Raw genomic sequence first — 21,781 nt, 5'->3', positions numbered from 1 at the left:
CTCCTTTATGCGAGTTTACTTGTTTACCAGCTAGCTTTCTTCACGCCGGGAATTTGACCTTTATAGGCAAGTTCGCGGAAGCAAATACGGCAAAGATGAAATTTACGATAAACTGAATGTGGACGTCCACAACGTTCACAACGAGTATAAGCTTGTGTTGAATGTTTAGCAGGACGTTTGTTTTTAGCAATCATTGATTTTTTAGCCACGTAGTTCGCCTCCTTATATTATTTTTGGAATGGCATACCTAATTGTGCCAACAATTCGCGAGACTCTTCGTCAGTGTTCGCTGTTGTAACAATTACGATGTCCATACCGCGTACTTTATCTACTAAATCATAATCAACTTCTGGGAAGATTAATTGTTCTTTAATACCTAAAGTATAGTTACCACGACCATCGAAAGCTTTTTTGCTGACACCGTGGAAGTCACGTACACGAGGTAAAGAAACTGTTACTAATTTATCTAAAAATTCGTACATTCTTTCGCCGCGTAGCGTTACTTTCGCACCGATTGGCATTCCTTCACGTAAACGGAATCCAGCGATAGATTTTTTAGCTTTTGTGATAAGTGGTTTTTGACCAGTGATTAATGCTAATTCTTCAACAGCTTTGTCTAAGTTTTTAGCATTTGATACTGCATCACCCACACCCATGTTGATAACGATTTTATCAACTTTAGGTGTTTGCATAACTGAGCTGTAATTAAATTTTTCCACCAATGATGGTGTTACTTCTTTAATATATTTTTCTTTCAGGCGGTTCATTCAGTAAGCCCTCCTTCCGCAATTTTTATTTATCTAAAACTTCACCTGTTTTTTTAGAAACGCGGACTTTTTTGCCGTCGACTTCTTTAAACGCAACTTTAGTAGCTTCTCCGTTTGAAGGATCAATCACCATTACATTAGAAACATGAATTGGCGCTTCCACTTCAAGGATTCCACCTTGTGGGGCTGCTTGGTTTGGTTTTTGGTGTTTTTTAACGACGTTGACACCTTCAACGATAACTTTATCTTGTTTAGGAAACGCTGCTAAGACAACGCCTTCTTTGTTTTTATCTTTACCAGTGATAACTTTTACTTTATCGCCTTTTTTAACAAACATTACTGTTTCGCACCTCCTTTAACGTGGGCTCGAGATTATAATACTTCTGGTGCTAGAGAAACGATCTTCATGAAGTTGTTTTCACGTAATTCACGTGCAACTGGTCCGAAGATACGTGTTCCGCGTGGGCTTTTATCGTCACGGATAATTACCGCAGCATTTTCATCAAATTTGATGTAAGAACCGTCAGCACGACGAGCGCCAGATTTTGTACGAACGATAACGGCTTTAACTACTTCACCTTTTTTAACAACCCCACCTGGCGTTGCTTGTTTGACAGTAGCAACAATAACGTCACCGATGTTAGCAGTTTTACGACCAGATCCGCCTAGGACTTTGATCGTTAAAATTTCACGTGCGCCAGAATTGTCAGCGACTCTTAAACGACTTTCTTGTTGGATCACGATGTGTATCCCCCTTTCAGATTTTGTGCTTCAATCTATTAGGAAATTCTCGTTTTATTAGATAATAACTGCTTCTTCGACTACCTCTAGTAAACGGAAACGTTTTGTAGCTGATAATGGACGAGTTTCCATGATTTTTACGATGTCTCCAACTTTCGCTGTGTTGTTTTCATCATGCGCTTTATATTTTTTAGAATATTTCATACGTTTGCCATAGATAGGGTGGTTTTTCTTTGTTTCAACGACAACTGTGATTGTTTTATCCATTTTGTCTGATACCACGCGACCTTGGTAAACTTTACGTTGATTTCTTTCTTCAGTCATACGCGTTTGGCCTCCTTCCACTATTAGTTAGCTTGTTCACGCAATACTGTTTTGATGCGTGCAATCGATTGACGTACTTCTTTAATACGTGCAGTGTTTTCTAATTGACCTGTTGCTAATTGGAATCTTAAGTTGAACAATTCTTCTTTTAATTGTTTTTCTTTATCTAGCATTTCGGCAGTGGTTAATTCTCTGATTTCTTTAACCTTCATTCGATTCACCACCCATTTCCTCACGTTTTACGATCTTAGTTTTTACCGGCAATTTGTGAGATGCAAGACGAAGAGCTTCACGAGCTACTTCTTCAGGAACGCCTGCGATTTCAAACATGATTTTACCACGTTTAACTGGTGATACCCAGCCTTCTGGTGCCCCTTTACCTTTACCCATACGTACGCCGATAGCTTTACTTGTGTAAGACTTGTGAGGGAAAATTTTAATCCATACTTTCCCGCCACGTTTCATGTAACGAGTCATTGCAATACGGGCTGCTTCGATTTGACGGTTAGTAATCCAGTGAGATTCAGTTGCTTGTAAACCCCATTCACCAAATGCTACTTCTTTTCCGCCTTTAGCTTCACCGCGCATTTTTCCGCGGAATTCACGACGGTGTTTTACACGTTTAGGTACTAACATGATTATTTCCCTCCTTTCTCAGTGTTTTTTTTCGTTGGAAGAATTTCTCCACGATAGATCCACACTTTAACTCCTAGTTTTCCGTAAGTAGTGTCCGCTTCTTCCCATGCGTAATCAATGTCCGCACGTAATGTGTGAAGTGGTACAGTTCCTTCAGAGTATCCTTCTGAACGAGCGATATCCGCACCGTTTAGACGACCTGATACTTGAGTTTTGATTCCTTTAGCGCCAGCACGCATTGCGCGTTGGATGGCTTGTTTTTGAGCACGACGGAAAGCAACACGGTTTTCTAATTGACGTGCAATTCCTTCGCCTACTAATTTTGCATCTAAATCTGGTTTTTTGATTTCAACGATGTTGATGTGAACTCGTTTGCCAGTTAATTTGTTTAATTCTTTTCTTAGGTTTTCGACTTCAGATCCGCCTTTACCGATAACCATACCTGGTTTAGCTGTGTGAATTGAAATGTTAACACGGTTTGCAGCGCGTTCGATTTCAATTGTAGATACAGCAGCATCAGCAAGTTTTGTTGCGATAAATTTACGGATTCTTAAATCTTCGTGTAAGAATTCGGCATACTCTTTTTCAGCATACCATTTCGCATCCCAGTCGCGGATGATGCCTACACGCATTCCAATTGGATGTACTTTTTGACCCACTGATTGTCCCTCCTCTTAAATGTTTAAGCTCTGTTTTCATAAAGAAAACAGCCTATTTCATGAGACTTATTTCTCTGTTACAACTACTGTGATGTGACTAGTACGTTTGTTGATTGGTGAAGCTGAACCTTTTGCACGAGGACGGAAACGTTTCATTGTTGGTCCTTCGTTAACAAATGCTTCAGATACGACTAAGCTTTCAACGTCTAAGTCAAAGTTGTTTTCTGCGTTAGCAACTGCTGACATTAAAACTTTTTCAATGATTCCAGCAGACTTGTTCGGTGTGAATTTCAAGATTGAAATTGCATCCGCAACGCTTTTCCCTCTGATAAGATCGATTACTAAACGTGCTTTACGAGGTGAAGTGCGAACTGTTTTTGCAGTTGCTTTAGCTGATGTAATTTGTTCTGACATTTGCATATCCTCCCCTCAAAATTAGCGTTTAGTTTTTTTATCGTCAGCAACGTGGCCACGATAAGTTCTAGTTGGTGCAAATTCACCTAATTTATGTCCTACCATGTCTTCTTGAATGTAAACAGGGACATGTTTCCGTCCATCATATACAGCGATTGTGAAACCTACGAATGATGGAAAAATTGTAGAGCGGCGAGACCAAGTTTTAATTACTTTTTTCTTTTCGGCACCTTGTTGTGCTTCGACCTTTTTCATCAAATGATCATCGACGAAAGGTCCTTTTTTTAAACTACGACCCATGGTGAACCTCCTCTCAAAATGTACGACACATGGTCAAAAAAATTATTTAGTACGACGACGAACGATAAGTTTGTCTGATTTAGCTTTTTTATTACGTGTTTTGTATCCAATTGCTGGTTGACCCCATGGAGATACTGGCGCTTTACGTCCAATTGGTGTTTTACCTTCACCACCACCGTGTGGGTGATCGTTAGGGTTCATTACGCTACCACGAACAGTTGGGCGTTTACGCATCCAACGAGAGCGGCCAGCTTTACCAATGTTGATTAATTCGTGTTGTTCGTTACCAACTGAACCGATTGTTGCACGGCAAGTTGCTAAGATCATACGAACTTCGCCAGAGTTTAAGCGGATTAATACGTATTTGCCTTCTTTACCAAGTACTTGCGCGCTTGTTCCAGCTGAACGGATTAATTGTCCACCTTTACCAGGTTTCATTTCAATGTTGTGGATAACTGTACCAACTGGAATGTTTTCCAATGGTAATGCGTTACCTACTTTAATATCTGCTTCTGGACCAGATACTAGGCGCATGCCTACTTCTAATCCTTTTGGTGCTAAGATGTATGCCTTAACCCCGTCTTCGTAATGAACTAACGCGATGTTAGCAGAACGGTTTGGATCGTACTCGATCGTTTTAACAACCGCTGCGACGTTATCTTTATTACGTTTGAAGTCAATCACACGGTATTGACGTTTGTGACCGCCACCTTGGTGACGAACCGTAATGCGACCGTTGTTGTTACGACCGGCATTGTTTTTTAATGGCTGTAACAATGATTTTTCTGGTGTTGAAGTTGTGATTTCAGCGAAATCAGAACTCGTCATGTTACGACGGCCATTTGTGGTAGGTTTGTACTTTTTAATCGCCACGTCTTATTTCCCTCCTACGTTGATATTGTTCAGGACTGCTTATTCAGCAGCTTCGAATAATTGAATTTCTTTTGAATCTTCAGTTAATGTAACGATCGCTTTGCGACGTTTTTTTGTATAACCTGCATATTTACCCATGCGTTTGAATTTTGGACGCACGTTTAAGATGTTTACGTTTGCTACTTTAACATCGAATGCTGATTCAACAGCTTGTTTTACTAAAGTTTTGTTTGCGCGAGTGTCCACTTCGAAAGTATATTTCTTTTCGTCCATAGCTAACATGGATTTTTCAGTGATCACTGGGCGTTTGATTACGTCTAGTAATTCCATTATGCAAGCACCTCCTCAATTTGAGTAAGAGCTGTTTGTGTTGCCAAGACTTTGTTAGCTGACACAACATCTAACACACTAACGTTATCAGAAGTTACTACAGAAACGTTTGGTAAGTTACGAGCTGATAAAGCTGCAAAGTCGTTACCATTTTCTAAAACAACTAATACTTTAGTATCGATAGACAAGTTAGCAAGAACTTGTTTGAATTCTTTTGTTTTTGGTGCATCGAAGCTTAAACCTTCTACTGCTACCAAGTTATTTTCAGCAACTTTGTCTGATAATACAGATTTCATTGCTAAGCGACGAACTTTTTTAGGAAGTTTGTAGCTGTATGAACGCGGTGTTGGTCCAAAGACTACGCCACCTCCACGCCATTGTGGTGAACGGATTGAACCTTGACGAGCACGACCAGTTCCTTTTTGACGCCATGGTTTGCGGCCACCGCCACGAACAGCGCTACGGTTTTTAACTGCGTGTGTTCCTTGTCTTAATGAAGCACGTTGCATGATGATTGCATCATAGACAACACTTTCATTAGGTTCGATTCCGAAGATTTCTTCATTTAAAGTGATTTCACCGTTTTGAGTTCCATCTTGTTTGAATAATGCTACATTCGGCATTCCTTAGTTCCTCCTTTCCCTACACTTATTTAGCTTTCACAGCTGATTTGATTGTGATTAAAGATTTTTTCGCTCCAGGAATGTTTCCTTTGATTAAGATAACATTTCTTTCTACGTCCACTTTAACAACTTCAAGGTTTTGAATTGTTACGCGGTCGCCACCCATACGGCCGGCTAGTCGTTTATTTTTAAATACACGGTTAGGCGCTACTGGACCCATTGACCCAGGACGACGGTGATAACGAGAACCATGAGACATAGGTCCGCGGCTTTGGCCGTGACGTTTGATTGCCCCTTGGAATCCTTTACCTTTCGTAGTACCTGTAACATCAACAACGTCTCCTGCTTGGAAAACATCTACTTTGATTTCTTTACCTACTTCATATTCTCCTAGCTCAACATTCTTGAATTCTTTAATGAAGCGCTTAGGAGCCGTGTTTGCTTTTGCAACATGACCTTTCGCAGGTTTGTTTGATAAAACTTCACGTTTGTCTTGGTAACCAACTTGGATAGCTTCGTATCCGTCAGTTTCAACAGTTTTTACTTGTAAAACTACGTTTGGCGTAGCTTCAACTACTGTTACTGGAATTAATTCACCAGACTCAGTAAAGATTTGTGTCATTCCCACTTTTTTCCCTAAGATTCCTTTGGTCATGAGTACACCTCCATCTTAATTTTATAGTTTGATTTCAATATTAACACCAGACGGTAAGTCAAGCTTCATTAGAGCGTCAACTGTTTTTGGTGTTGGGTTCACAATGTCAATTAGACGTTTGTGAGTACGCATTTCGAATTGTTCGCGAGAATCTTTGTATTTATGAGTCGCACGAATAACTGTGTAAAGTGAGCGTTCTGTTGGTAATGGAATCGGACCTGATACGTCAGCTCCAGTTCTTTTTGCTGTTTCCACAATTTTATCCGCTGATTGATCTAAAATACGGTGTTCATACGCTTTTAAACGGATACGAATTTTTTGTTTTGCCATCTTGTTCCCTCCTTCGCCTATTTTAAAAGTAGACATAGCTCCACGAAAATTTATCCGGCATGCTCGTTCATGGCAAAGCGTCCGAGCGTGTCGCAACCTCTCGCTTCACAGCCGGCAAATCAAATCGTTGATCTACCAATGCTTTTTACACTCCTGTAAACAGCACCTTTTTGATTATACTATGAAAGGATAGTGTTAGCAAGGATTTTCTGCGTTTTTTTGAAAGAATTTTTTCTTGTTTTGAAAAGCATTTGTTTTGTTTTTCAATTCTTTTCATTCTATTTTTATAAAAAAAGAATTTGGGATTCCTTTTTTACCAGAATCTCAAATTCTTTCTTTTTTATTCTATTAACCAATCCGGCGCATTGGAATATCATTGTTATCTGGATGAACCAATAAATATTGAATAACATCAATATTGCTTGCTTGGAATGAGGCTGCACATGCTTGCAAATATAAGTCCCACATTCGATAGAAGCGCTCGCCTTTTTCGTCAACAATTTCTGCTTCTATATTATGGAAGTTTTTTGTCCAATGTTCCAACGTCAATTGATAATCTCTGCGCAAACTTTCCAAGTCAATCACTTGCAAGTCGTTTTCTGTCATATGGCCGACTAGCTCAGTGACACCAGGAATATAGCCACCAGGGAAAATATAACGATTAATCCAAGCATTTTTAGCCCCACCTTGTTGGCGACTGATCCCATGAATCAACGCCGTACCTTTAGGCGCTAAATTCCGCTGAACGACATCAAAATATTCATGTAGATTTTCCGCACCGACATGTTCAAACATCCCAACACTCGTAATATGGTCAAAAGACTCTCCTTTTAAATCACGATAATCCATCAATTTGACAGTCATTCGATCTTGTAGATCTTCTTTTTCTATAATATGGCGAATATGATGAAATTGCTCTTCACTTAATGTAATCCCAGTTGCTTTGGCTCCATATTCTTTCACCGCAGTTAAAATTAACGTGCCCCAGCCGCAGCCAATATCCAGTAAAGTGTCGCCCTCTTTGATAAACAATTTATCTAAAATATGATGAACTTTATTCACTTGCGCTTGTTCTAATGTATCTTCAGGCGTTTTAAAATAAGCACATGAATACGTCATTGTTTGGTCAAGCCATTTTTTGTAAAAATCATTTCCTAGATCGTAATGGCTGTGAATATCCTCTTGCGAACGTTTTTTTGAATGACTTTCTTTAGGAAGCCATTTAATAAATTTAGCATTGTGTAAAAAGCTATCCTTTTGGTTATACACATCATAAATCAGCGCTTGGATATCGCCTTCGATTTCAATTTTGCGATCCATGTAGGCTTCCCCTAAAGTTAACGAAGCGTTATTCAGTAAATCCTTCACAGGAATTTTTTCATTGAATACAATTTTAAAAACCGGATCCCCCGACCCTTGCCCATACTCTTTGACGGTACCATCCCAGTATGTGACTTGTGTCTTTTTTGAAAAAGACCATTTAAACAGTTGACTGTACGTTTCTTTTTCTAACATTGCATTCCCTCCATTAAATACCATTTGAAGCCAAAACAAAAAGAAGTCGCTTTCCGGTAGTTCGTCAAAACAAACACCACAGTCCGTTCTAAACTGAAGCACAGAAAAGTTATCACCCCTTCTATGTTCCGCTTCTTTTTTTGCAATTACAGTTCTATTCTACTCCTCTTTTAAAAATTTGAACATTCTTTTAACGTAATACCTACTATTGTTATTCTTTATCACAAAAAAACTAGAGCCAGTCCTTGACAGACTCCTCTAGTTCTAAATATTATGCTTTCTTACGCATCCGTTGTTCCGCATGAGTGTAAGCGCCATGCCATACGTGCCCCACATAAGGATTAACTTGAATACCGTGTTTAATCGCCGCTGCTACAAATTTTTTTGCTAAAGTTACTGCTTCTAACACCGAATAACCTTTCGCCAAGCCAGCTGTGATTGCCGCTGAAAAAGTACAACCTGCACCATGATTATAATCAGTAGGATATAATTCATTTTCCAAAAGATGCGCGGTGTGACCATCGTAAAACAAGTCCAGTGCTTTTTCACCAGCTAAGCGATGTCCCCCTTTAACCACGACATGCTTGGCTCCCATTTGTACAATTCGTTTTGCCGCTTCTTCCATCTCCGCCACGGAAGAAATTTCGCCTAAACCAGATAAGATGCCCGCTTCAATTAAATTAGGCGTGGCCACTAATGCTAATGGCAGTAAATCGTTTTTTAGGCCTTCCACACTTTTGGGTTGCAGAATTTGTGCCGTTCCCTTACAAGCAATGACTGGGTCAATCACGACTTTTTGAATTTTCTCTTGTTTAATGTACTTACTAGCCATTTTAATATTTTGTTCATTACCCATCATCCCTGTTTTCAAAGCCGCTACTGGACCGCCTGCAAAAACCGAAATCAATTGTTTTTCTAAGAGCGTTTCTGGCAATTCAGTTACTTCATGTGACCAACCTGTCGTAGGATCCATCGTCACAATCGAGGTTAAACTTGAAAATCCAAAAACTCCATACTCTTCAAATGTTTTTAAATCTGCTTGAATCCCTGCCCCTCCAGTTGAATCGGAGCCTGCAATCGTCAATACTTTTTCCATTAAATCACCTAACCTTTTTCTCCAAGTATACTGAAGAAACAAGTCTGCTAAAACAGCCAATTGGCTTATTTTTTAGCCAGCCAATTTCTAAACAAAAAAAAGACCAGAGAATAAATTCTCTGGTCTTACGTCCGAATACCCCAGTTTTTTACGCTGGTTAAAACTATAGTTAAAAAGTTAATTATTTAACGATTTCAGTAACAACGCCTGAACCTACAGTACGTCCGCCTTCACGAATAGAGAAACGAGTTCCGTCTTCGATAGCGATTGGGTGAATTAATTCAACGTCCATAGCAACGTTATCACCAGGCATTACCATTTCAGTACCTTCTGGCAATTCTACAACACCAGTAACGTCTGTTGTACGGAAGTAGAATTGAGGACGGTAGTTAGTGAAGAATGGAGTGTGACGTCCGCCTTCTTCTTTTGATAATACGTATACTTCAGCTTTGAATTTTGTGTGTGGAGTGATTGTAGCTGGTTTAGCTAATACTTGTCCACGTTCGATATCTTCACGTGCTACACCACGTAATAAAGCACCGATGTTGTCGCCTGCTTCAGCGTAGTCTAATAATTTACGGAACATTTCAACACCTGTAACAGTTGTTTTAGATGTTTCGTCTTTAATACCAACGATTTCAACTTCGTCACCAACGCGAACTTCACCACGTTCAACACGGCCTGTAGCAACAGTACCACGTCCAGTGATTGAGAATACGTCTTCGACTGGCATCATGAATGGTTTGTCAGTATCACGTTCTGGAGTTGGGATATATTCGTCAACTGCAGCCATTAATTCTAAGATTTTTTCTTCATAAGACTCGTCGCCTTCTAAAGCTTTCAAAGCAGAACCTGCGATAACTGGAACATCATCGCCTGGGAAATCGTATTCTGATAATAAGTCACGAACTTCCATTTCTACTAATTCTAATAATTCTTCGTCATCAACCATATCCATTTTGTTTAAGAATACAACGATGTATGGTACACCAACGTTACGTGATAATAAGATATGTTCACGTGTTTGAGGCATAGGACCATCAGCAGCAGAAACTACTAAGATAGCTCCGTCCATTTGAGCAGCACCAGTGATCATGTTTTTAACGTAGTCCGCATGTCCTGGGCAGTCAACGTGTGCATAGTGACGAGTTTCAGTTTCATATTCGATATGAGAAGTGTTGATTGTGATTCCACGTTCTTTTTCTTCTGGAGCGTTATCGATAGAATCGTAGCTTTGTGCTTCCCCGCCACCGTGTTTTGATAATACAGTAGCAATTGCAGCTGTTAATGTAGTTTTACCATGGTCAACGTGTCCGATAGTACCAATGTTAACATGGGATTTAGAACGGTCAAATTTTTCTTTTGCCATTTTGAATGTTCCTCCTAAAAATATAAATTTTATTGTTTGTTTTATATGTGATAGACGTTACTAAAAATCGTCTGATCATCATAAGCTATTTTACACGAAATCTTGAAAAAAGGATAGTTCTAAAAACAAACCTTTTATTCTCAAGGAAAATTATGCGTTGCCGCCGTTTTTCTTGATGATTTCTTCTTGAACAGACTTAGGTACGTCTTCATAGTGGTCAAATACCATCATAAATGTACCACGTCCTTGTGTTGCTGAACGTAATGTTGTAGCATAACCAAACATTTCAGCTAAAGGTACCATCGCATTAACGATTTGAGAGTTACCGTGTGCTTCCATACCTTCAACACGTCCACGACGACTTGTTACGTGTCCCATGATATCACCTAAGTAATCTTCAGGAACAGTAATTGTAACTTTCATCATTGGTTCTAAAATAACTGGGTTTGCATTTTTAGCCGCAGCTTTCAATGCCATAGAAGCAGCTACACGGAAGGCCGTTTCATTTGAATCGACATCGTGGTATGAACCATCGTAAAGTTTTGCTTTGATATCAACTAATGGATAACCAGCAAGAACACCGTTGTTCATAGAGTCTTCTAACCCTTTTTCAACTGCTGGGATGTATTCACGAGGAACCACACCACCGACAATTGCGTTTTCAAACTCGAAGCCTTTACCTTCTTCATTTGGTGTAAATTCAACCCATACGTGACCGTATTGTCCTTTACCACCAGACTGACGAACGAATTTACCTTCTGCTTTAGTCGCAGCACGGAATGTTTCGCGGTAAGATACTTGAGGAGCACCTACGTTAGCTTCAACTTTGAATTCACGTTTCATACGGTCTACTAAAACGTCTAAGTGCAATTCACCCATACCAGAGATAACTGTTTCACCAGTTTCAACGTTTGTTTCAACGCGGAATGATGGATCTTCTTCAGCAAGTTTTTGTAGAGCCACGCCCATTTTATCTTGGTCAGCTTTTGATTTAGGTTCAACAGCGACTTGGATAACTGGGTCAGGGAATTCAATAGATTCAAGAATAACTGGTGCATCTAATGCACATAATGTATCACCAGTTGTTGTGTCTTTTAGACCAACAGCAGCAGCGATATCACCAGAGTACACTTTGTCAATTTCTTGACGAGTGTTGGCGTGCATTTGTAGGATACGACCGATACGTTCTTTTTTGCCTTTTGAAGCGTTCAATACGTATGAACCACTTTCAAGGACACCAGAATAAACACGGAAGAAAGTTAAACGACCTACGAATGGGTCAGTCATAACTTTAAATGCTAATGAAGCGAAAGGTGCTTCGTCATCAGCTGGACGAGTTGTTTCTTCGTCTGTTTTAGTATCGATCCCTTTGATAGCATCGATATCTAATGGAGATGGTAAGTAATCAAGAACAGCGTCCAACATTAATTGAACCCCTTTATTCTTGAATGCTGAACCAGCTAATACAGGGAAGAACTCAACGTTGATTGTTGCTTGACGGATACCAGCGACTAATTCTTCTTCAGTGATTTCTTCACCTTCAAGATATTTCATCATTAAGTCTTCGTCAGTTTCAGCAACAGCTTCAACTAATTTTTCGCGCCATTCTTGCGCTTTTTCTAAATAATCTTCAGGAATATCAGTTTCTTGAATATCTGTTCCCAAATCATTTGTGTAGATTTCAGCTTTCATTTTAATCAAGTCAATGATTCCAGTGAAGTCTTCTTCAGCTCCGATTGGAATTTGAATTGGATGAGCGTTTGCTTGTAAACGATCATGTAATGATTCTACTGAATAGAAGAAGTCCGCACCGATTTTATCCATTTTGTTACAGAATACAATACGAGGAACTTTATATTCAGTCGCTTGACGCCAAACAGTTTCTGTTTGAGGTTCTACACCTGATTGAGAGTCAAGAACTGTTACCGCACCATCTAATACGCGTAGAGAACGTTGTACTTCAATTGTGAAGTCCACGTGTCCTGGAGTATCGATGATATTTACACGGTAGCCTTTCCACTGTGCAGTTGTCGCAGCGGATGTAATCGTGATACCACGTTCTTGTTCTTGTTCCATCCAGTCCATTTGTGAAGCACCTTCATGGGTTTCACCGATTTTATGGATTTTACCAGTGTAGTACAAGATACGCTCAGTTGTTGTTGTTTTACCAGCATCAACGTGGGCCATGATACCAATGTTACGAGTTTTTTCAAGTGAAAATTCTCTTGCCATTTTGTATGTTTACTCCTCTCTTTATTTAAATCGATTGTAAATTGACTTTCTGCTGCCACTTTACGCGACAGACAGAGAGGATCTTACCAACGATAATGAGCAAATGCGCGGTTTGCGTCTGCCATTTTGTGTGTGTCTTCGCGTTTTTTAACAGAAGCGCCAGTGTTGTTAGCAGCATCCATGATTTCTTTCGCTAGACGTTCTTCCATTGTGTGTTCACCACGTAGACGTGCGTAGTTAACTACCCAACGTAAACCTAAAGTTGTACGACGTTCTGGACGAACTTCAACTGGTACTTGGTAGTTAGAACCCCCAACACGACGTGCTTTAACTTCAAGAACAGGCATAACGTTTTTCATTGCTTGTTCAAAAACTTCCAATGGATCGTTACCTGTAGATTCTTTGATGATATCAAATGAATTATAGATAATGTTAGCAGCAATCCCGCGTTTACCGTCAACCATTACACGGTTGATTAAGCGAGTTACTAATTTTGAGTTATAAATTGGATCTGGTAAAACATCACGTTTTGCAACAGGACCTTTACGAGGCATCCGTAACTCCTCCTTCCGAAATATGATTTTTCAAGTTGTTATTGTCTTATTATAATTAAGCTTTAGGACGTTTTGTACCGTATTTAGAGCGGCTTTGTTTACGGTCGTTAACACCGGCAGTATCAAGCGCACCACGAACGATATGGTAACGTACCCCTGGTAAGTCTTTTACACGTCCACCACGTAATAATACCACGCTGTGTTCTTGTAAGTTGTGACCGATACCTGGGATATAAGCTGTAACTTCGATTAAGTTTGACAAACGAACACGGGCATATTTACGTAAAGCTGAGTTCGGTTTTTTAGGTGTCATCGTACCCACACGTGTACAAACTCCACGTTTTTGCGGAGAGTTAACGTTTGTTTGAGTTTTCTTAAAACTGTTATATCCTTTGTTTAAGGCTGGTGAATCAGATTTTTCTACTTTAGATTTACGAGGTTTACGTACTAATTGGTTAATTGTAGGCATTCCTTGTTCTCCTCCTTCCTTACTTCGCTTCTAGTTCCACACATCCAGGTGGTTCTTTTTTCGCGATAAAAAATAATGCAATCTCTGCACTCTTTATCAAATATGCTTTGATAGACAGTCAGCACGTCCCTATAAGGAACCTGTAGATAAAGCACCTTTGTTAGGATACCACGATAAGTATCAGCTGTCAACCCTCTTCTTTCGCCTTTCGAAAAAAAGATTTTCCTTCTATTTAAACGTACTTTTCCTTTAAAAATTTTTATGACTTTTTCAAAAACTTTCTATCTTTTTTAGTTAAATAACGGTACAATATCTTTGACTATTGAAGGGGGCGGAAAACAGCGATGAATCTGAAACAAATGGTAGGAATCGAAGCTGCAAAATATGTAGAAGACGGCATGATTGTCGGTTTGGGTACTGGCTCAACAGCAAAATTTATGGTAGACGAAATTGGTCGTCGCGTAAAAGAAGAAGGATTGTCAATCGTAGGGGTTACTACTTCAAAAGAAACAGAGAAACAAGCCTTGGCCTTGGGCATTCCTTTAAAAAGTATTGATGAGGTTCCGTATGTGGATCTTACGATTGATGGCGCCGATGAAATCAGCGCTGATTTTCAAGGAATCAAAGGCGGTGGCGCTGCCTTACTTTTTGAAAAAATTGTGGCCACTTATTCAAAGAAATGTATTTGGATTGTGGATAAATCAAAAATGGTGGACGATTTAGGGGCTTTCCCGCTTCCAGTTGAGGTTGTTCCTTATGGCAGCCGCCAACTAGTGCATTTATTTGAAGAAAAAGGCTATCACCCAACACTTCGTTTAAACGCTGCTGGCGAAACATTAATAACAGATGGAGGCCACCATATCATCGATTTGCATTTAGAAAAAATTACAGATCCAGAAGCTTTGGGTTCTTATTTAGACAACTTGGTTGGCGTCGTTGAACACGGCTTATTTTTAAATATGGTTTCTATGGTAATCGTCGGTTATGAAGATGGACCGAAAACCTTACATGTTCCCGCACGTTAAGAATGTGTGAAAAAAGATTATTTATATAGGAAGGATAATATATGAAACGAATTGGTTATGCACGCACAACTATTATTGAAGACGATTTAAAAAATCAACTAACCACTCTCCAATCGTTTGGTTGTGATGATATTTTCCAAGAGACATTTGATCCTCAAGCGGAGATCAGTGTCTTAGACGAAGTCGAAAAACTTCTTTCTGCTGGGGATACACTTATTGTTTGTAAATTGCACCATTTAGGTAAAACAACCCGCCAATTAACAGACTTTATGAAAATGTTAAAGGAAAAACAAGTTGATTTTGTCAGCATTTCAGAAGGAATTGATACTCACCTTCCAACAGGTGAAGCCTATTTCCAATTAATGGAGAGCTTATCTGCGATGGAATGTGCACTAATTAAAGAACGAACACTCGTCGGGCTCCACAAAGCTCGTGAAAACGGAAAAGTAGGTGGACGTCCAAAAATCGATGGACGCACCGTCCGCAAAATCCGTGCATTATATTATGAAAACAAAGAAACAATCCAATTTATTTCTAATAAATGCGGCGTTTCGGTGGGCACTTGTTATAAGTACATCAATTTACCTGAGACAGATGTCGAGCGGCTGTATTCCTAAGAAGAAAAAAGAAGTCCTTCAGATGGGGCTTCTTTTTTGATTCGATTTCACTCTAATTTTTCAGCAACTTTCACGTTTTTTTACTATTTTCCATTGGAAATCTTGCGCAAAACGGTGTACAATAAACGTGGAAATCTTATTTTCAGAAAACTAAACTCAAAGGAGAGCTTATACATGCCAAAATTAGTTTTTTCTCGTCATGGACTTAGCGAATGGAATGCCTTAAACCAATTTACTGGATGGGCTGACGTAGATTTAGCACCTGAAGGTGTTGAAGAAGCAAAAGAAGGCGGCCGTAAAATTAAAGAAGCAGGCATCGAATTCGACGTTGCTTATACTTCTGTTTTAACTCGTGCCATCAAAACTTGTAACTATTTACTAGAATACTCAGATCAATTATGGGTACCTCAAATCAAATCTTGGCGCTTAAACGAACGTCACTATGGTAAATTACAAGGACTAAACAAAAAAGAAACTGCTGAAAAATACGGAGACGAACAAGTCCACATCTGGCGTCGTTCTTACGATACTCTTCCTCCATTAATGGAAGCAACAGATGAAGGTTCTGCAGCAAACGACCGTCGTTATGCAATGTTAGACCAACGCGATATTCCTGGTGGCGAAAACTTGAAAGTTACTTTGGAACGTGCATTACCATTCTGGCAAGATGAAATTGCGCCAGCTTTAAAAGACAACAAAACTGTTTTAGTAGCGGCTCATGGTAATTCATTACGTGCTTTAGCTAAACACATCGAAGGCATTTCTGATGAAGATATTATGGATCTTGAAATCCCAACAGGTAAACCATTAGTTTATGAATTAAACGATGATTTAACTGTGAAAGAAAAATACTACTTATAAGAACTTGTTTCTTATTAACAAAAGCGGTTTGCCAAGGCAAACCGCTTTTTTATGGATTAAATAAATTGACTTTCGGTTAAACAATCTTTATAAATCGCTACTATATCCGCTGCATCCAATGGTACATAAGCCTTTTCGGCAATTGCACTATGGTCCACAGCTTGTTGTGCCATTTCTTCAAATTTATCTGCTTCGATGCCAACTTCTGGTAATGTCATTGGAATGCCACAAGCCACAAAGTAATCATACAATGCTTGAATACCTTTTTTCGCTGCTACTTCCTCCTCTTGTTCGACTATTCCCCAAACATTTCGAGCAAACTGTGCAAATTTGCCTACGGTTTGTTCAGACAAAACGTAATTCATCCAACGAGGCGTTAAAATTGCTAAGCCAATCCCATGCGTAATGTCATAAAACGCACTTAATTCATGTTCCATTGGGTGACAAGACCAAACACCTTGTTTGCCGCGCCCTGTTAAACCATTTAAGGCTAAACTACTTGCCCACATTAAATTAGCACGTGCATCATAATCTTCTGGATTTTCTAAAGCAATAGGACAATTTTTGATAACCGTTCGCATTAAGCCTTCTGACACAAAATCTTGGACGTCCGCGCCTGTCGAAATACTAAAATAGTTTTCAATCAAATGACTGAAAATATCCGCTGAGCCAGCTGCTGTTTGATTTTGAGGAACCGTAAAAGTATTCGTTGGATCCAAGAACGAAACTTTTGGAATCATATTCGGACCACCAAAGCCTAATTTTTGATTGGTTTCTAAGTTAGAAATGACAGCACCTGCGTTCATTTCACTACCTGTCGCTGCTAAAGTCAAGATGGTCACGATTGGTAAAGCAGGACCAGTATACCCTTTTCTGGCTGCAATAACTGTCCAGATATCTTCTTCCGAATAAAAGCCCGCAGCTATTGCTTTGGAACAATCAATGGTTGAACCACCGCCAACTGCTAAAATAACATCGACTTGGTTTTCTTTACACAACTCAATTCCTTTTCTAACGGTTTCAATGCGCGGGTTTGGTTCGACACCGCTCAACTCAATCAGTGTATGCCCGTTTTTTTGGGCCAAATCAGTAATTTGTTGGTACAAGCCATTACGTTTGATACTACCGCCACCATAAACAAGTAAGACATTTTTGCCAAATTGATCTAACACAGCAGGTAATTCGTCTAAACGATCTTTCCCAAAACGGATGTCTGTTGGTACATAAAAATTAAAGTTTTCCATTCTTTCATCCTCCATTCAATCCTCTTACGCATTTATCATACTATTTTTTCAAAAATCCGCCAATAAAAAAGCCGAGCAAATGACAGTTGCTTTCACAACGACCGATTGACCCAGCTTTTGATTCTTTTTTATAACGAATCGCTTGTTTTGATTAACAAATAAAGAAAATAAGGCGCACCGATGATCGCAACAATAATCCCTGCAGGCATTTCTCCATTGCCAGGCAATAGCCGACCAATCGTATCACTAACCAATAAAAGTAAACTCCCAAACAACGCCGCCAATGGCAATACCTGTTTTTGTTGCGTAAAACCACATTTGCGAGCAATATGTGGCGCAAGTAAACCTAAAAAATTAATTCCCCCTGTAACGGAAATCGCTGATGCCGCCAACATCACCGCTAAGAGCAACGAAACGATTCGTTCTTTTTTCACAGCAATACCTACAGAAATAGCTGTTTCGTCCCCCAATTGTAAAATATCCAACAGACGATGACGCTTCATCGCAAAAAAGAACCCGATGACTAGCCAAGGCAACAAAGCGCCCACAAAGAACCAATTACTGCCCCAGATACTGCCTGCTTGCCACATTGTAACAAAACGGTACTTTTCAGTGTCAATTTTTGATGTAATTAATAAGGTGAGTGCTGAAATACCCGTACTCAAAATGACACCCGCTAAGACCATTCGAACTGGCGTCAATCCTAAACGATGATGATACGCGATTACCAAAATCCCAACAGCCGCTAGCAAGCCGCCAACTAAGGCCACGAGTGGAAGTGCAAACGTTGTGATACTTGTCGTCTCAACAAAACTAATAAACAAAATCACTGCCAAACCCGCACCCGCATTAATACCTAAAATCCCAGTATCTGCTAACGGATTCCGAGTAATCCCTTGAAGAATAGCGCCGCTTAAGCCTAAAGCTGCGCCCGCTAGGACCGCAAGCACAATCCGTGGTAACCGAAAATCCCAAACTAACAGTTGTTTGGCCTGACTTCCCTGTCCCAAAATAAGGGCTTTTAAATCCATGACGGAAACAGATAATTCCCCTTGCGTTAAACTGATACAAGCAGTTAGGATAATCCCAACTATTAAGATAGCCACCCAACGAGACACTTTTTTCTGTGTCATCCTAGTTTCCCTCCTTTACGAAATAAATAAAGAAAGAATGGGATGCCAATTAAGGCCGTGATAATCCCAAATGGTGTTTCAAAAGGCGGATTCACCATTCGAGCGATTAAATCTGCCACCAAAACGAGGAGCGCACCACCTAACGCCGAGAACGGAATCAAGCGCCGGTAATTTTCTCCAGAAACTGTTCGCATCACATGAGGCACCACCAAACCAACAAAACTGACCGAGCCAACTAGCGCCACAGACAATCCTGATAAAAGCAAAATCGTTATACTGGCAAACAACCGAATACGCTGCGGATTTCGCCCCAAACCAATTGTTGCATCATCGCCAAACCGTAAAATAGTCACCGACGGACTAATCAGAATTGCTAATGCAAATGCGCCCAGAAAGATAGGGACGACTATTTTTAATTGTGCCCAAGAAATAACGCTGACACCGCCAAGAAACCAAAACGTTAACTCTTGACTCAAATTGAACTGAATGGCTAAGAATTGACTAAATGATAAAAAAAGGGCACTAATACCAGCTCCCACTAAGGTCAGACGCATGGGGCTTGCTCCTCGAATTGAATGATTAGAAAGATAATAAATCAGTGCCACACTCACGCCGGCACCAAGAAAAGAAACAACTAAAAGCCACCAATAACTTGCCTGAGGGAGGAAAGCAAAAACAAGCGCCAAGCCCAAGCCAGCCCCAGCATTGATACCCAGCAAGCCAGAATCTGCCAATGGATTTTGTGTAATCCCTTGCGCTAACGCCCCACTCACCGCTAAACTTGCCCCCACAAAAGCGGCCCCTAAAATCCGCGGCAACCGAACCGTTTGGATGACTTGATGCGCTTGATTGGTCGCATCGAAGTGCGTAAATGAATCAATAATCGTTTGAATCGAAACCGACGTCGCACCAAACATCAATGACAGAAGCATTGTCCCCAGTAGCAAAAAAAGACAGACAAGCAACACTTGCCATTGGTGTCTATAAAATCCGCTTATGCCTTTCATCCATCCAGCTCCATTTCCATCAACTCATAAGAAAGCACTAGTGGCCGCTGTGTCTGACTATGATAACTAATTTCTGCTTGAATAGCGAAAACATCTGCTAAGCCAGTAACAGTAATCACTTCTTGCGGTGTTCCCTCATTGATAATCTTTCCCTCTTTCATCGCAATCACGCGATCAGAAAAACGAGAAGCTAAATTAATATCATGAATCGTCATCACGATAGTTTTCTGATGTTCTTGATTAATTCGTTTTAACACATTTAAAATTTCTAGCTGATGCGCTGGATCCAAATAGGTGGTCGGTTCATCTAAAATTAAAATATCTGTATCCTGCACTAGCGCCATAGCAATCCAAACCCGTTGGCGTTGCCCACCTGATAAAATTGCCACAGACTCTCTAGCTAACTCAGTTAAGCCTGTTAATTCTAATGCCCATTGTATGTACTCTTGATCTTCTGTGGTGACACTTTTCCAGCCCGATTGATAAGGATATCGCCCGAAAGAGACGAGGTCAAAAACAGATAAATCGATTGTATTTTCTGGCGTTTGTGATAAGATCGCTAGTTCTTGCGCCACTTCTTTTGAAGAAAAATGTTGAAGTTCTTGGTTCTTAATGAACACCTTGCCTTTCTCAGCTGGCAAAATACGCGCAAGTGTTTTTAACAAGGTCGATTTGCCACAACCATTTGGTCCAATAATACTTGTAATAGTTCCCGCTTCAAATGAACAGTTCAGCGCTTCACTAATCACTTGACGACCATATCCTGTAGTTAAGTCCTCTGCCTCTAAATAATTCATAACCATTCCTCTTTAATTTTTCTGTCGTTATTTTACATTTATTGAGAATCGTTCTCACTCATTGTTCCTTGATTATAAAAGACCCTTCCTTAAAAAGCAATGTTTCTTCCAATCAAAAAACGAATTATCTAAAAAATGCAACTTATTTGCTCAAAAAAGCAAGCGATGATTGACAAACGGTCGTTTTTAAATGATAATGAGAATCGTTATCAACTAAAAATAAAGGAGTTACACAATGAAACTTTTAAAAAAGACGGTCCTAATTGGTACCACCCTTCTTCTTGGTTCATTCTTACTCGCAGCTTGTGGTAATACGAATAAAGAAGCCAACAACGCTGACAAAACACATGAAGTAACAGATACCTTAGGCAATAAAGTAACCGTCCCCGCGAAACCCAAACGGATTATTGCGAGTTATTTAGAAGATTATCTAGTTGCACTAGGAGAAAAACCAGTGGCACAATGGACAGTTGGACAAGGCAGCATTCAAGATTATTTAGCGAAAGAATTGAAAGATGTCCCCACTATTTCCTATGACTTGCCATATGAAGCGGTTTTAAAATTTGAACCTGACTTATTATTAATCAGTTCATCTGCTCTAGTTGAAGGCGGTAAATACAAAGAATACAGTAAAATTGCGCCAACTTATGTAGTCAAAAACGGCGAAAATGTCACCTGGCGTGATCAATTGGAAGATATTGCTACTGTTTTAGATAAAAAAGAACAAGCGAAAAAAGTGTTAGAAGATTATGATACCTTAACCAAAGGCGTCCAAGAAGACCTTGGCAAAAAAGATGCTGGCAAATCTGCGGCAGTCTTATGGGTAACCAACAACCAAGTCTTTATGGTTAGCGATAATCGCTCAAGCGGAACCGTGCTCTATCAGGACTTAGGCCTCCAAGTTCCAAAATTAGTGGAAGAAATTTCTAAAAACGCCAATGCGGATTGGAATCAAGTTTCTTTAGAAAAATTAGCTGAGCTTGACGCAGACCACATTTTCCTTGTAAACAGCGATGAATCAGCACCTCTTTTCCAAGAAGCAATTTGGAAGAACTTACCTGCTGTGAAAAATAACCAAGTTCATACCTATGATAAAAAAAGTAGTTGGTTATACAATGGACCTATTGCGAATACTCAAATTGTTGAAGATGTAAAAAAAGCGCTCTTAAATTAAAAAAAATGCTTGGATGAAAATAATCATCCAAGCATT

The 21,781-nt window shown here is 39.8% G+C and carries 29 protein-coding genes; 4 read left to right on the top strand and 25 right to left on the bottom strand.

All coding sequences use genetic code 11. The annotated features are described in order from the left end of the window. Nucleotides 1-23 precede the first annotated feature (23 nt). The 21 genes from IGL32_RS00785 to rpsL form a co-directional block, all read right to left on the bottom strand. The gene (locus tag IGL32_RS00785; protein WP_002356214.1) at nucleotides 24-209 is read right to left on the bottom strand and encodes a type Z 30S ribosomal protein S14; all 186 of its coding nucleotides are present in this window, start codon (nucleotides 207-209) and stop codon (nucleotides 24-26) included. Nucleotides 210-227: 18 nt separating this feature from the next. Then, entirely contained in the window at nucleotides 228-767 is a 540-nt protein-coding gene (gene rplE, locus IGL32_RS00780; protein WP_002356213.1) for a 50S ribosomal protein L5, read from the bottom strand. A gap of 25 nt (nucleotides 768-792) precedes the next feature. Then, nucleotides 793-1,104, bottom strand: a complete 312-nt coding sequence (rplX, locus tag IGL32_RS00775) for a 50S ribosomal protein L24 (RefSeq protein ID WP_002356212.1) — start codon at nucleotides 1,102-1,104, stop codon at nucleotides 793-795. 35 nt (nucleotides 1,105-1,139) lie between these two features. Continuing rightward, complete coding sequence (rplN, locus tag IGL32_RS00770) at nucleotides 1,140-1,508, bottom strand: 50S ribosomal protein L14 (protein WP_002356211.1); 369 nt, start codon at nucleotides 1,506-1,508, stop codon at nucleotides 1,140-1,142. Nucleotides 1,509-1,565: 57 nt separating this feature from the next. Then, nucleotides 1,566-1,832, bottom strand: a complete 267-nt coding sequence (gene rpsQ, locus IGL32_RS00765; protein ID WP_002359348.1) for a 30S ribosomal protein S17 — start codon at nucleotides 1,830-1,832, stop codon at nucleotides 1,566-1,568. A 23-nt stretch (nucleotides 1,833-1,855) separates the two neighbouring features. Continuing rightward, on the bottom strand, nucleotides 1,856-2,044 hold the full coding sequence (gene rpmC, locus IGL32_RS00760) for a 50S ribosomal protein L29 (protein ID WP_002383858.1): 189 nt from the start codon (nucleotides 2,042-2,044) through the stop codon (nucleotides 1,856-1,858). Next, nucleotides 2,034-2,468: a 50S ribosomal protein L16 gene (rplP, locus tag IGL32_RS00755; RefSeq protein ID WP_002356208.1), complete on the bottom strand. Its 435-nt coding sequence runs from the start codon at nucleotides 2,466-2,468 to the stop codon at nucleotides 2,034-2,036. The genes rpmC and rplP overlap by 11 nt, the downstream gene beginning before the upstream one ends. A 2-nt stretch (nucleotides 2,469-2,470) precedes the next feature. Then, nucleotides 2,471-3,127: a 30S ribosomal protein S3 gene (gene rpsC, locus IGL32_RS00750; RefSeq protein WP_002356207.1), complete on the bottom strand. Its 657-nt coding sequence runs from the start codon at nucleotides 3,125-3,127 to the stop codon at nucleotides 2,471-2,473. A gap of 66 nt (nucleotides 3,128-3,193) precedes the next feature. Beyond that, nucleotides 3,194-3,541: a 50S ribosomal protein L22 gene (gene rplV / locus IGL32_RS00745; RefSeq protein ID WP_002356206.1), complete on the bottom strand. Its 348-nt coding sequence runs from the start codon at nucleotides 3,539-3,541 to the stop codon at nucleotides 3,194-3,196. A gap of 21 nt (nucleotides 3,542-3,562) precedes the next feature. Further along, nucleotides 3,563-3,841 carry a 30S ribosomal protein S19 gene (gene rpsS, locus IGL32_RS00740; RefSeq protein WP_002356205.1) on the bottom strand — a complete coding sequence of 93 codons (279 nt, stop codon included), beginning with the start codon at nucleotides 3,839-3,841 and terminating at the stop codon, nucleotides 3,563-3,565. Between the two features lie 42 nt (nucleotides 3,842-3,883). Beyond that, a complete protein-coding gene (gene rplB, locus IGL32_RS00735) occupies nucleotides 3,884-4,714 on the bottom strand; it encodes a 50S ribosomal protein L2 (RefSeq protein ID WP_002356204.1) in 831 nt (276 codons plus the stop codon). Between the two features lie 39 nt (nucleotides 4,715-4,753). Continuing rightward, nucleotides 4,754-5,044 carry a 50S ribosomal protein L23 gene (locus IGL32_RS00730; protein ID WP_002356203.1) on the bottom strand — a complete coding sequence of 97 codons (291 nt, stop codon included), beginning with the start codon at nucleotides 5,042-5,044 and terminating at the stop codon, nucleotides 4,754-4,756. Continuing rightward, complete coding sequence (gene rplD, locus IGL32_RS00725; protein WP_002356200.1) at nucleotides 5,044-5,667, bottom strand: 50S ribosomal protein L4; 624 nt, start codon at nucleotides 5,665-5,667, stop codon at nucleotides 5,044-5,046. Before rplD ends, IGL32_RS00730 begins: the two co-directional genes overlap by 1 nt. Before the next feature lie 25 nt (nucleotides 5,668-5,692). Then, nucleotides 5,693-6,322 carry a 50S ribosomal protein L3 gene (gene rplC / locus IGL32_RS00720; RefSeq protein ID WP_002356199.1) on the bottom strand — a complete coding sequence of 210 codons (630 nt, stop codon included), beginning with the start codon at nucleotides 6,320-6,322 and terminating at the stop codon, nucleotides 5,693-5,695. Between the two features lie 21 nt (nucleotides 6,323-6,343). After that, nucleotides 6,344-6,652 (bottom strand): 30S ribosomal protein S10, encoded by a 309-nt coding sequence (gene rpsJ / locus IGL32_RS00715; RefSeq protein WP_002389727.1) that lies wholly within the window; start codon nucleotides 6,650-6,652, stop codon nucleotides 6,344-6,346. A gap of 348 nt (nucleotides 6,653-7,000) precedes the next feature. Next, on the bottom strand, nucleotides 7,001-8,167 hold the full coding sequence (locus IGL32_RS00710; protein WP_010706799.1) for an SAM-dependent methyltransferase: 1,167 nt from the start codon (nucleotides 8,165-8,167) through the stop codon (nucleotides 7,001-7,003). Nucleotides 8,168-8,438: 271 nt separating this feature from the next. Beyond that, the gene (gene thiD, locus IGL32_RS00705; RefSeq protein WP_002364530.1) at nucleotides 8,439-9,263 is read right to left on the bottom strand and encodes a bifunctional hydroxymethylpyrimidine kinase/phosphomethylpyrimidine kinase; all 825 of its coding nucleotides are present in this window, start codon (nucleotides 9,261-9,263) and stop codon (nucleotides 8,439-8,441) included. A 181-nt stretch (nucleotides 9,264-9,444) separates the two neighbouring features. After that, nucleotides 9,445-10,632, bottom strand: a complete 1,188-nt coding sequence (gene tuf / locus IGL32_RS00700; RefSeq protein ID WP_002356194.1) for an elongation factor Tu — start codon at nucleotides 10,630-10,632, stop codon at nucleotides 9,445-9,447. A gap of 150 nt (nucleotides 10,633-10,782) precedes the next feature. Next, complete coding sequence (fusA, locus tag IGL32_RS00695; protein ID WP_002356192.1) at nucleotides 10,783-12,864, bottom strand: elongation factor G; 2,082 nt, start codon at nucleotides 12,862-12,864, stop codon at nucleotides 10,783-10,785. 83 nt (nucleotides 12,865-12,947) lie between these two features. After that, nucleotides 12,948-13,418 carry a 30S ribosomal protein S7 gene (rpsG, locus tag IGL32_RS00690; RefSeq protein ID WP_002356191.1) on the bottom strand — a complete coding sequence of 157 codons (471 nt, stop codon included), beginning with the start codon at nucleotides 13,416-13,418 and terminating at the stop codon, nucleotides 12,948-12,950. 55 nt (nucleotides 13,419-13,473) lie between these two features. Next, on the bottom strand, nucleotides 13,474-13,887 hold the full coding sequence (gene rpsL / locus IGL32_RS00685) for a 30S ribosomal protein S12 (RefSeq protein WP_002356190.1): 414 nt from the start codon (nucleotides 13,885-13,887) through the stop codon (nucleotides 13,474-13,476). Nucleotides 13,888-14,231: 344 nt separating this feature from the next. Here rpsL and rpiA point away from each other — a divergent pair, with 344 nt between their 5' ends. The 3 genes from rpiA (at nucleotide 14,232) to gpmA (ending at nucleotide 16,390) form a co-directional block, all read left to right on the top strand. Then, on the top strand, nucleotides 14,232-14,912 hold the full coding sequence (rpiA, locus tag IGL32_RS00680) for a ribose-5-phosphate isomerase RpiA (RefSeq protein WP_002363468.1): 681 nt from the start codon (nucleotides 14,232-14,234) through the stop codon (nucleotides 14,910-14,912). 41 nt (nucleotides 14,913-14,953) lie between these two features. Then, a complete protein-coding gene (locus IGL32_RS00675; protein ID WP_002356188.1) occupies nucleotides 14,954-15,529 on the top strand; it encodes a recombinase family protein in 576 nt (191 codons plus the stop codon). Nucleotides 15,530-15,703: 174 nt separating this feature from the next. Beyond that, entirely contained in the window at nucleotides 15,704-16,390 is a 687-nt protein-coding gene (gene gpmA, locus IGL32_RS00670) for a 2,3-diphosphoglycerate-dependent phosphoglycerate mutase (protein ID WP_002359343.1), read from the top strand. Nucleotides 16,391-16,446: 56 nt separating this feature from the next. Here gpmA and IGL32_RS00665 read toward each other — a convergent pair whose 3' ends face one another. The 4 genes from IGL32_RS00665 to IGL32_RS00650 form a co-directional block, all read right to left on the bottom strand. Next, a complete protein-coding gene (locus IGL32_RS00665; protein ID WP_002379231.1) occupies nucleotides 16,447-17,634 on the bottom strand; it encodes an iron-containing alcohol dehydrogenase in 1,188 nt (395 codons plus the stop codon). 128 nt (nucleotides 17,635-17,762) lie between these two features. Next, complete coding sequence (locus tag IGL32_RS00660; protein ID WP_002361536.1) at nucleotides 17,763-18,767, bottom strand: FecCD family ABC transporter permease; 1,005 nt, start codon at nucleotides 18,765-18,767, stop codon at nucleotides 17,763-17,765. Then, on the bottom strand, nucleotides 18,764-19,774 hold the full coding sequence (locus tag IGL32_RS00655; RefSeq protein WP_002379232.1) for a FecCD family ABC transporter permease: 1,011 nt from the start codon (nucleotides 19,772-19,774) through the stop codon (nucleotides 18,764-18,766). Before IGL32_RS00655 ends, IGL32_RS00660 begins: the two co-directional genes overlap by 4 nt. Next, nucleotides 19,771-20,577, bottom strand: a complete 807-nt coding sequence (locus IGL32_RS00650) for an ABC transporter ATP-binding protein (protein ID WP_002356183.1) — start codon at nucleotides 20,575-20,577, stop codon at nucleotides 19,771-19,773. Before IGL32_RS00650 ends, IGL32_RS00655 begins: the two co-directional genes overlap by 4 nt. Before the next feature lie 229 nt (nucleotides 20,578-20,806). Between IGL32_RS00650 and IGL32_RS00645 the strand changes: the two genes are divergently transcribed. Then, nucleotides 20,807-21,745 carry an iron-hydroxamate ABC transporter substrate-binding protein gene (locus tag IGL32_RS00645; RefSeq protein WP_002368568.1) on the top strand — a complete coding sequence of 313 codons (939 nt, stop codon included), beginning with the start codon at nucleotides 20,807-20,809 and terminating at the stop codon, nucleotides 21,743-21,745. The last annotated feature ends 36 nt before the right edge of the window (nucleotides 21,746-21,781 follow it).

This window comes from Enterococcus sp. AZ035 (genome assembly GCF_050548325.1).
GTDB classification, from domain to species: domain Bacteria; phylum Bacillota; class Bacilli; order Lactobacillales; family Enterococcaceae; genus Enterococcus; species Enterococcus faecalis.
Note: the sequence above shows the minus strand (reverse complement) of the source record. Positions and strands in the feature narration are given on the sequence as shown.

Bases quoted from the DNA above. Each gene is read 5' to 3' on its own strand.
- rplE (WP_002356213.1), bottom strand. From the start codon at position 767: ATGAACCGCCTGAAAGAAAAATATATTAAAGAAGTAACACCATCATTG.
- rplX (WP_002356212.1), bottom strand. From the start codon at position 1,104: ATGTTTGTTAAAAAAGGCGATAAAGTAAAAGTTATCACTGGTAAAGAT.
- rpsQ (WP_002359348.1), bottom strand. From the start codon at position 1,832: ATGACTGAAGAAAGAAATCAACGTAAAGTTTACCAAGGTCGCGTGGTA.
- rpmC (WP_002383858.1), bottom strand. From the start codon at position 2,044: ATGAAGGTTAAAGAAATCAGAGAATTAACCACTGCCGAAATGCTAGAT.
- rplP (WP_002356208.1), bottom strand. From the start codon at position 2,468: ATGTTAGTACCTAAACGTGTAAAACACCGTCGTGAATTCCGCGGAAAA.
- rplV (WP_002356206.1), bottom strand. From the start codon at position 3,541: ATGTCAGAACAAATTACATCAGCTAAAGCAACTGCAAAAACAGTTCGC.
- rpsS (WP_002356205.1), bottom strand. From the start codon at position 3,841: ATGGGTCGTAGTTTAAAAAAAGGACCTTTCGTCGATGATCATTTGATG.
- IGL32_RS00730 (WP_002356203.1), bottom strand. From the start codon at position 5,044: ATGGAATTACTAGACGTAATCAAACGCCCAGTGATCACTGAAAAATCC.
- rplD (WP_002356200.1), bottom strand. From the start codon at position 5,667: ATGCCGAATGTAGCATTATTCAAACAAGATGGAACTCAAAACGGTGAA.
- rplC (WP_002356199.1), bottom strand. From the start codon at position 6,322: ATGACCAAAGGAATCTTAGGGAAAAAAGTGGGAATGACACAAATCTTT.
- rpsJ (WP_002389727.1), bottom strand. From the start codon at position 6,652: ATGGCAAAACAAAAAATTCGTATCCGTTTAAAAGCGTATGAACACCGT.
- IGL32_RS00710 (WP_010706799.1), bottom strand. From the start codon at position 8,167: ATGTTAGAAAAAGAAACGTACAGTCAACTGTTTAAATGGTCTTTTTCA.
- thiD (WP_002364530.1), bottom strand. From the start codon at position 9,263: ATGGAAAAAGTATTGACGATTGCAGGCTCCGATTCAACTGGAGGGGCA.
- tuf (WP_002356194.1), bottom strand. From the start codon at position 10,632: ATGGCAAAAGAAAAATTTGACCGTTCTAAATCCCATGTTAACATTGGT.
- fusA (WP_002356192.1), bottom strand. From the start codon at position 12,864: ATGGCAAGAGAATTTTCACTTGAAAAAACTCGTAACATTGGTATCATG.
- rpsG (WP_002356191.1), bottom strand. From the start codon at position 13,418: ATGCCTCGTAAAGGTCCTGTTGCAAAACGTGATGTTTTACCAGATCCA.
- rpsL (WP_002356190.1), bottom strand. From the start codon at position 13,887: ATGCCTACAATTAACCAATTAGTACGTAAACCTCGTAAATCTAAAGTA.
- rpiA (WP_002363468.1), top strand. From the start codon at position 14,232: ATGAATCTGAAACAAATGGTAGGAATCGAAGCTGCAAAATATGTAGAA.
- IGL32_RS00675 (WP_002356188.1), top strand. From the start codon at position 14,954: ATGAAACGAATTGGTTATGCACGCACAACTATTATTGAAGACGATTTA.
- gpmA (WP_002359343.1), top strand. From the start codon at position 15,704: ATGCCAAAATTAGTTTTTTCTCGTCATGGACTTAGCGAATGGAATGCC.
- IGL32_RS00665 (WP_002379231.1), bottom strand. From the start codon at position 17,634: ATGGAAAACTTTAATTTTTATGTACCAACAGACATCCGTTTTGGGAAA.
- IGL32_RS00660 (WP_002361536.1), bottom strand. From the start codon at position 18,767: ATGACACAGAAAAAAGTGTCTCGTTGGGTGGCTATCTTAATAGTTGGG.
- IGL32_RS00655 (WP_002379232.1), bottom strand. From the start codon at position 19,774: ATGAAAGGCATAAGCGGATTTTATAGACACCAATGGCAAGTGTTGCTT.
- IGL32_RS00650 (WP_002356183.1), bottom strand. From the start codon at position 20,577: ATGGTTATGAATTATTTAGAGGCAGAGGACTTAACTACAGGATATGGT.
- IGL32_RS00645 (WP_002368568.1), top strand. From the start codon at position 20,807: ATGAAACTTTTAAAAAAGACGGTCCTAATTGGTACCACCCTTCTTCTT.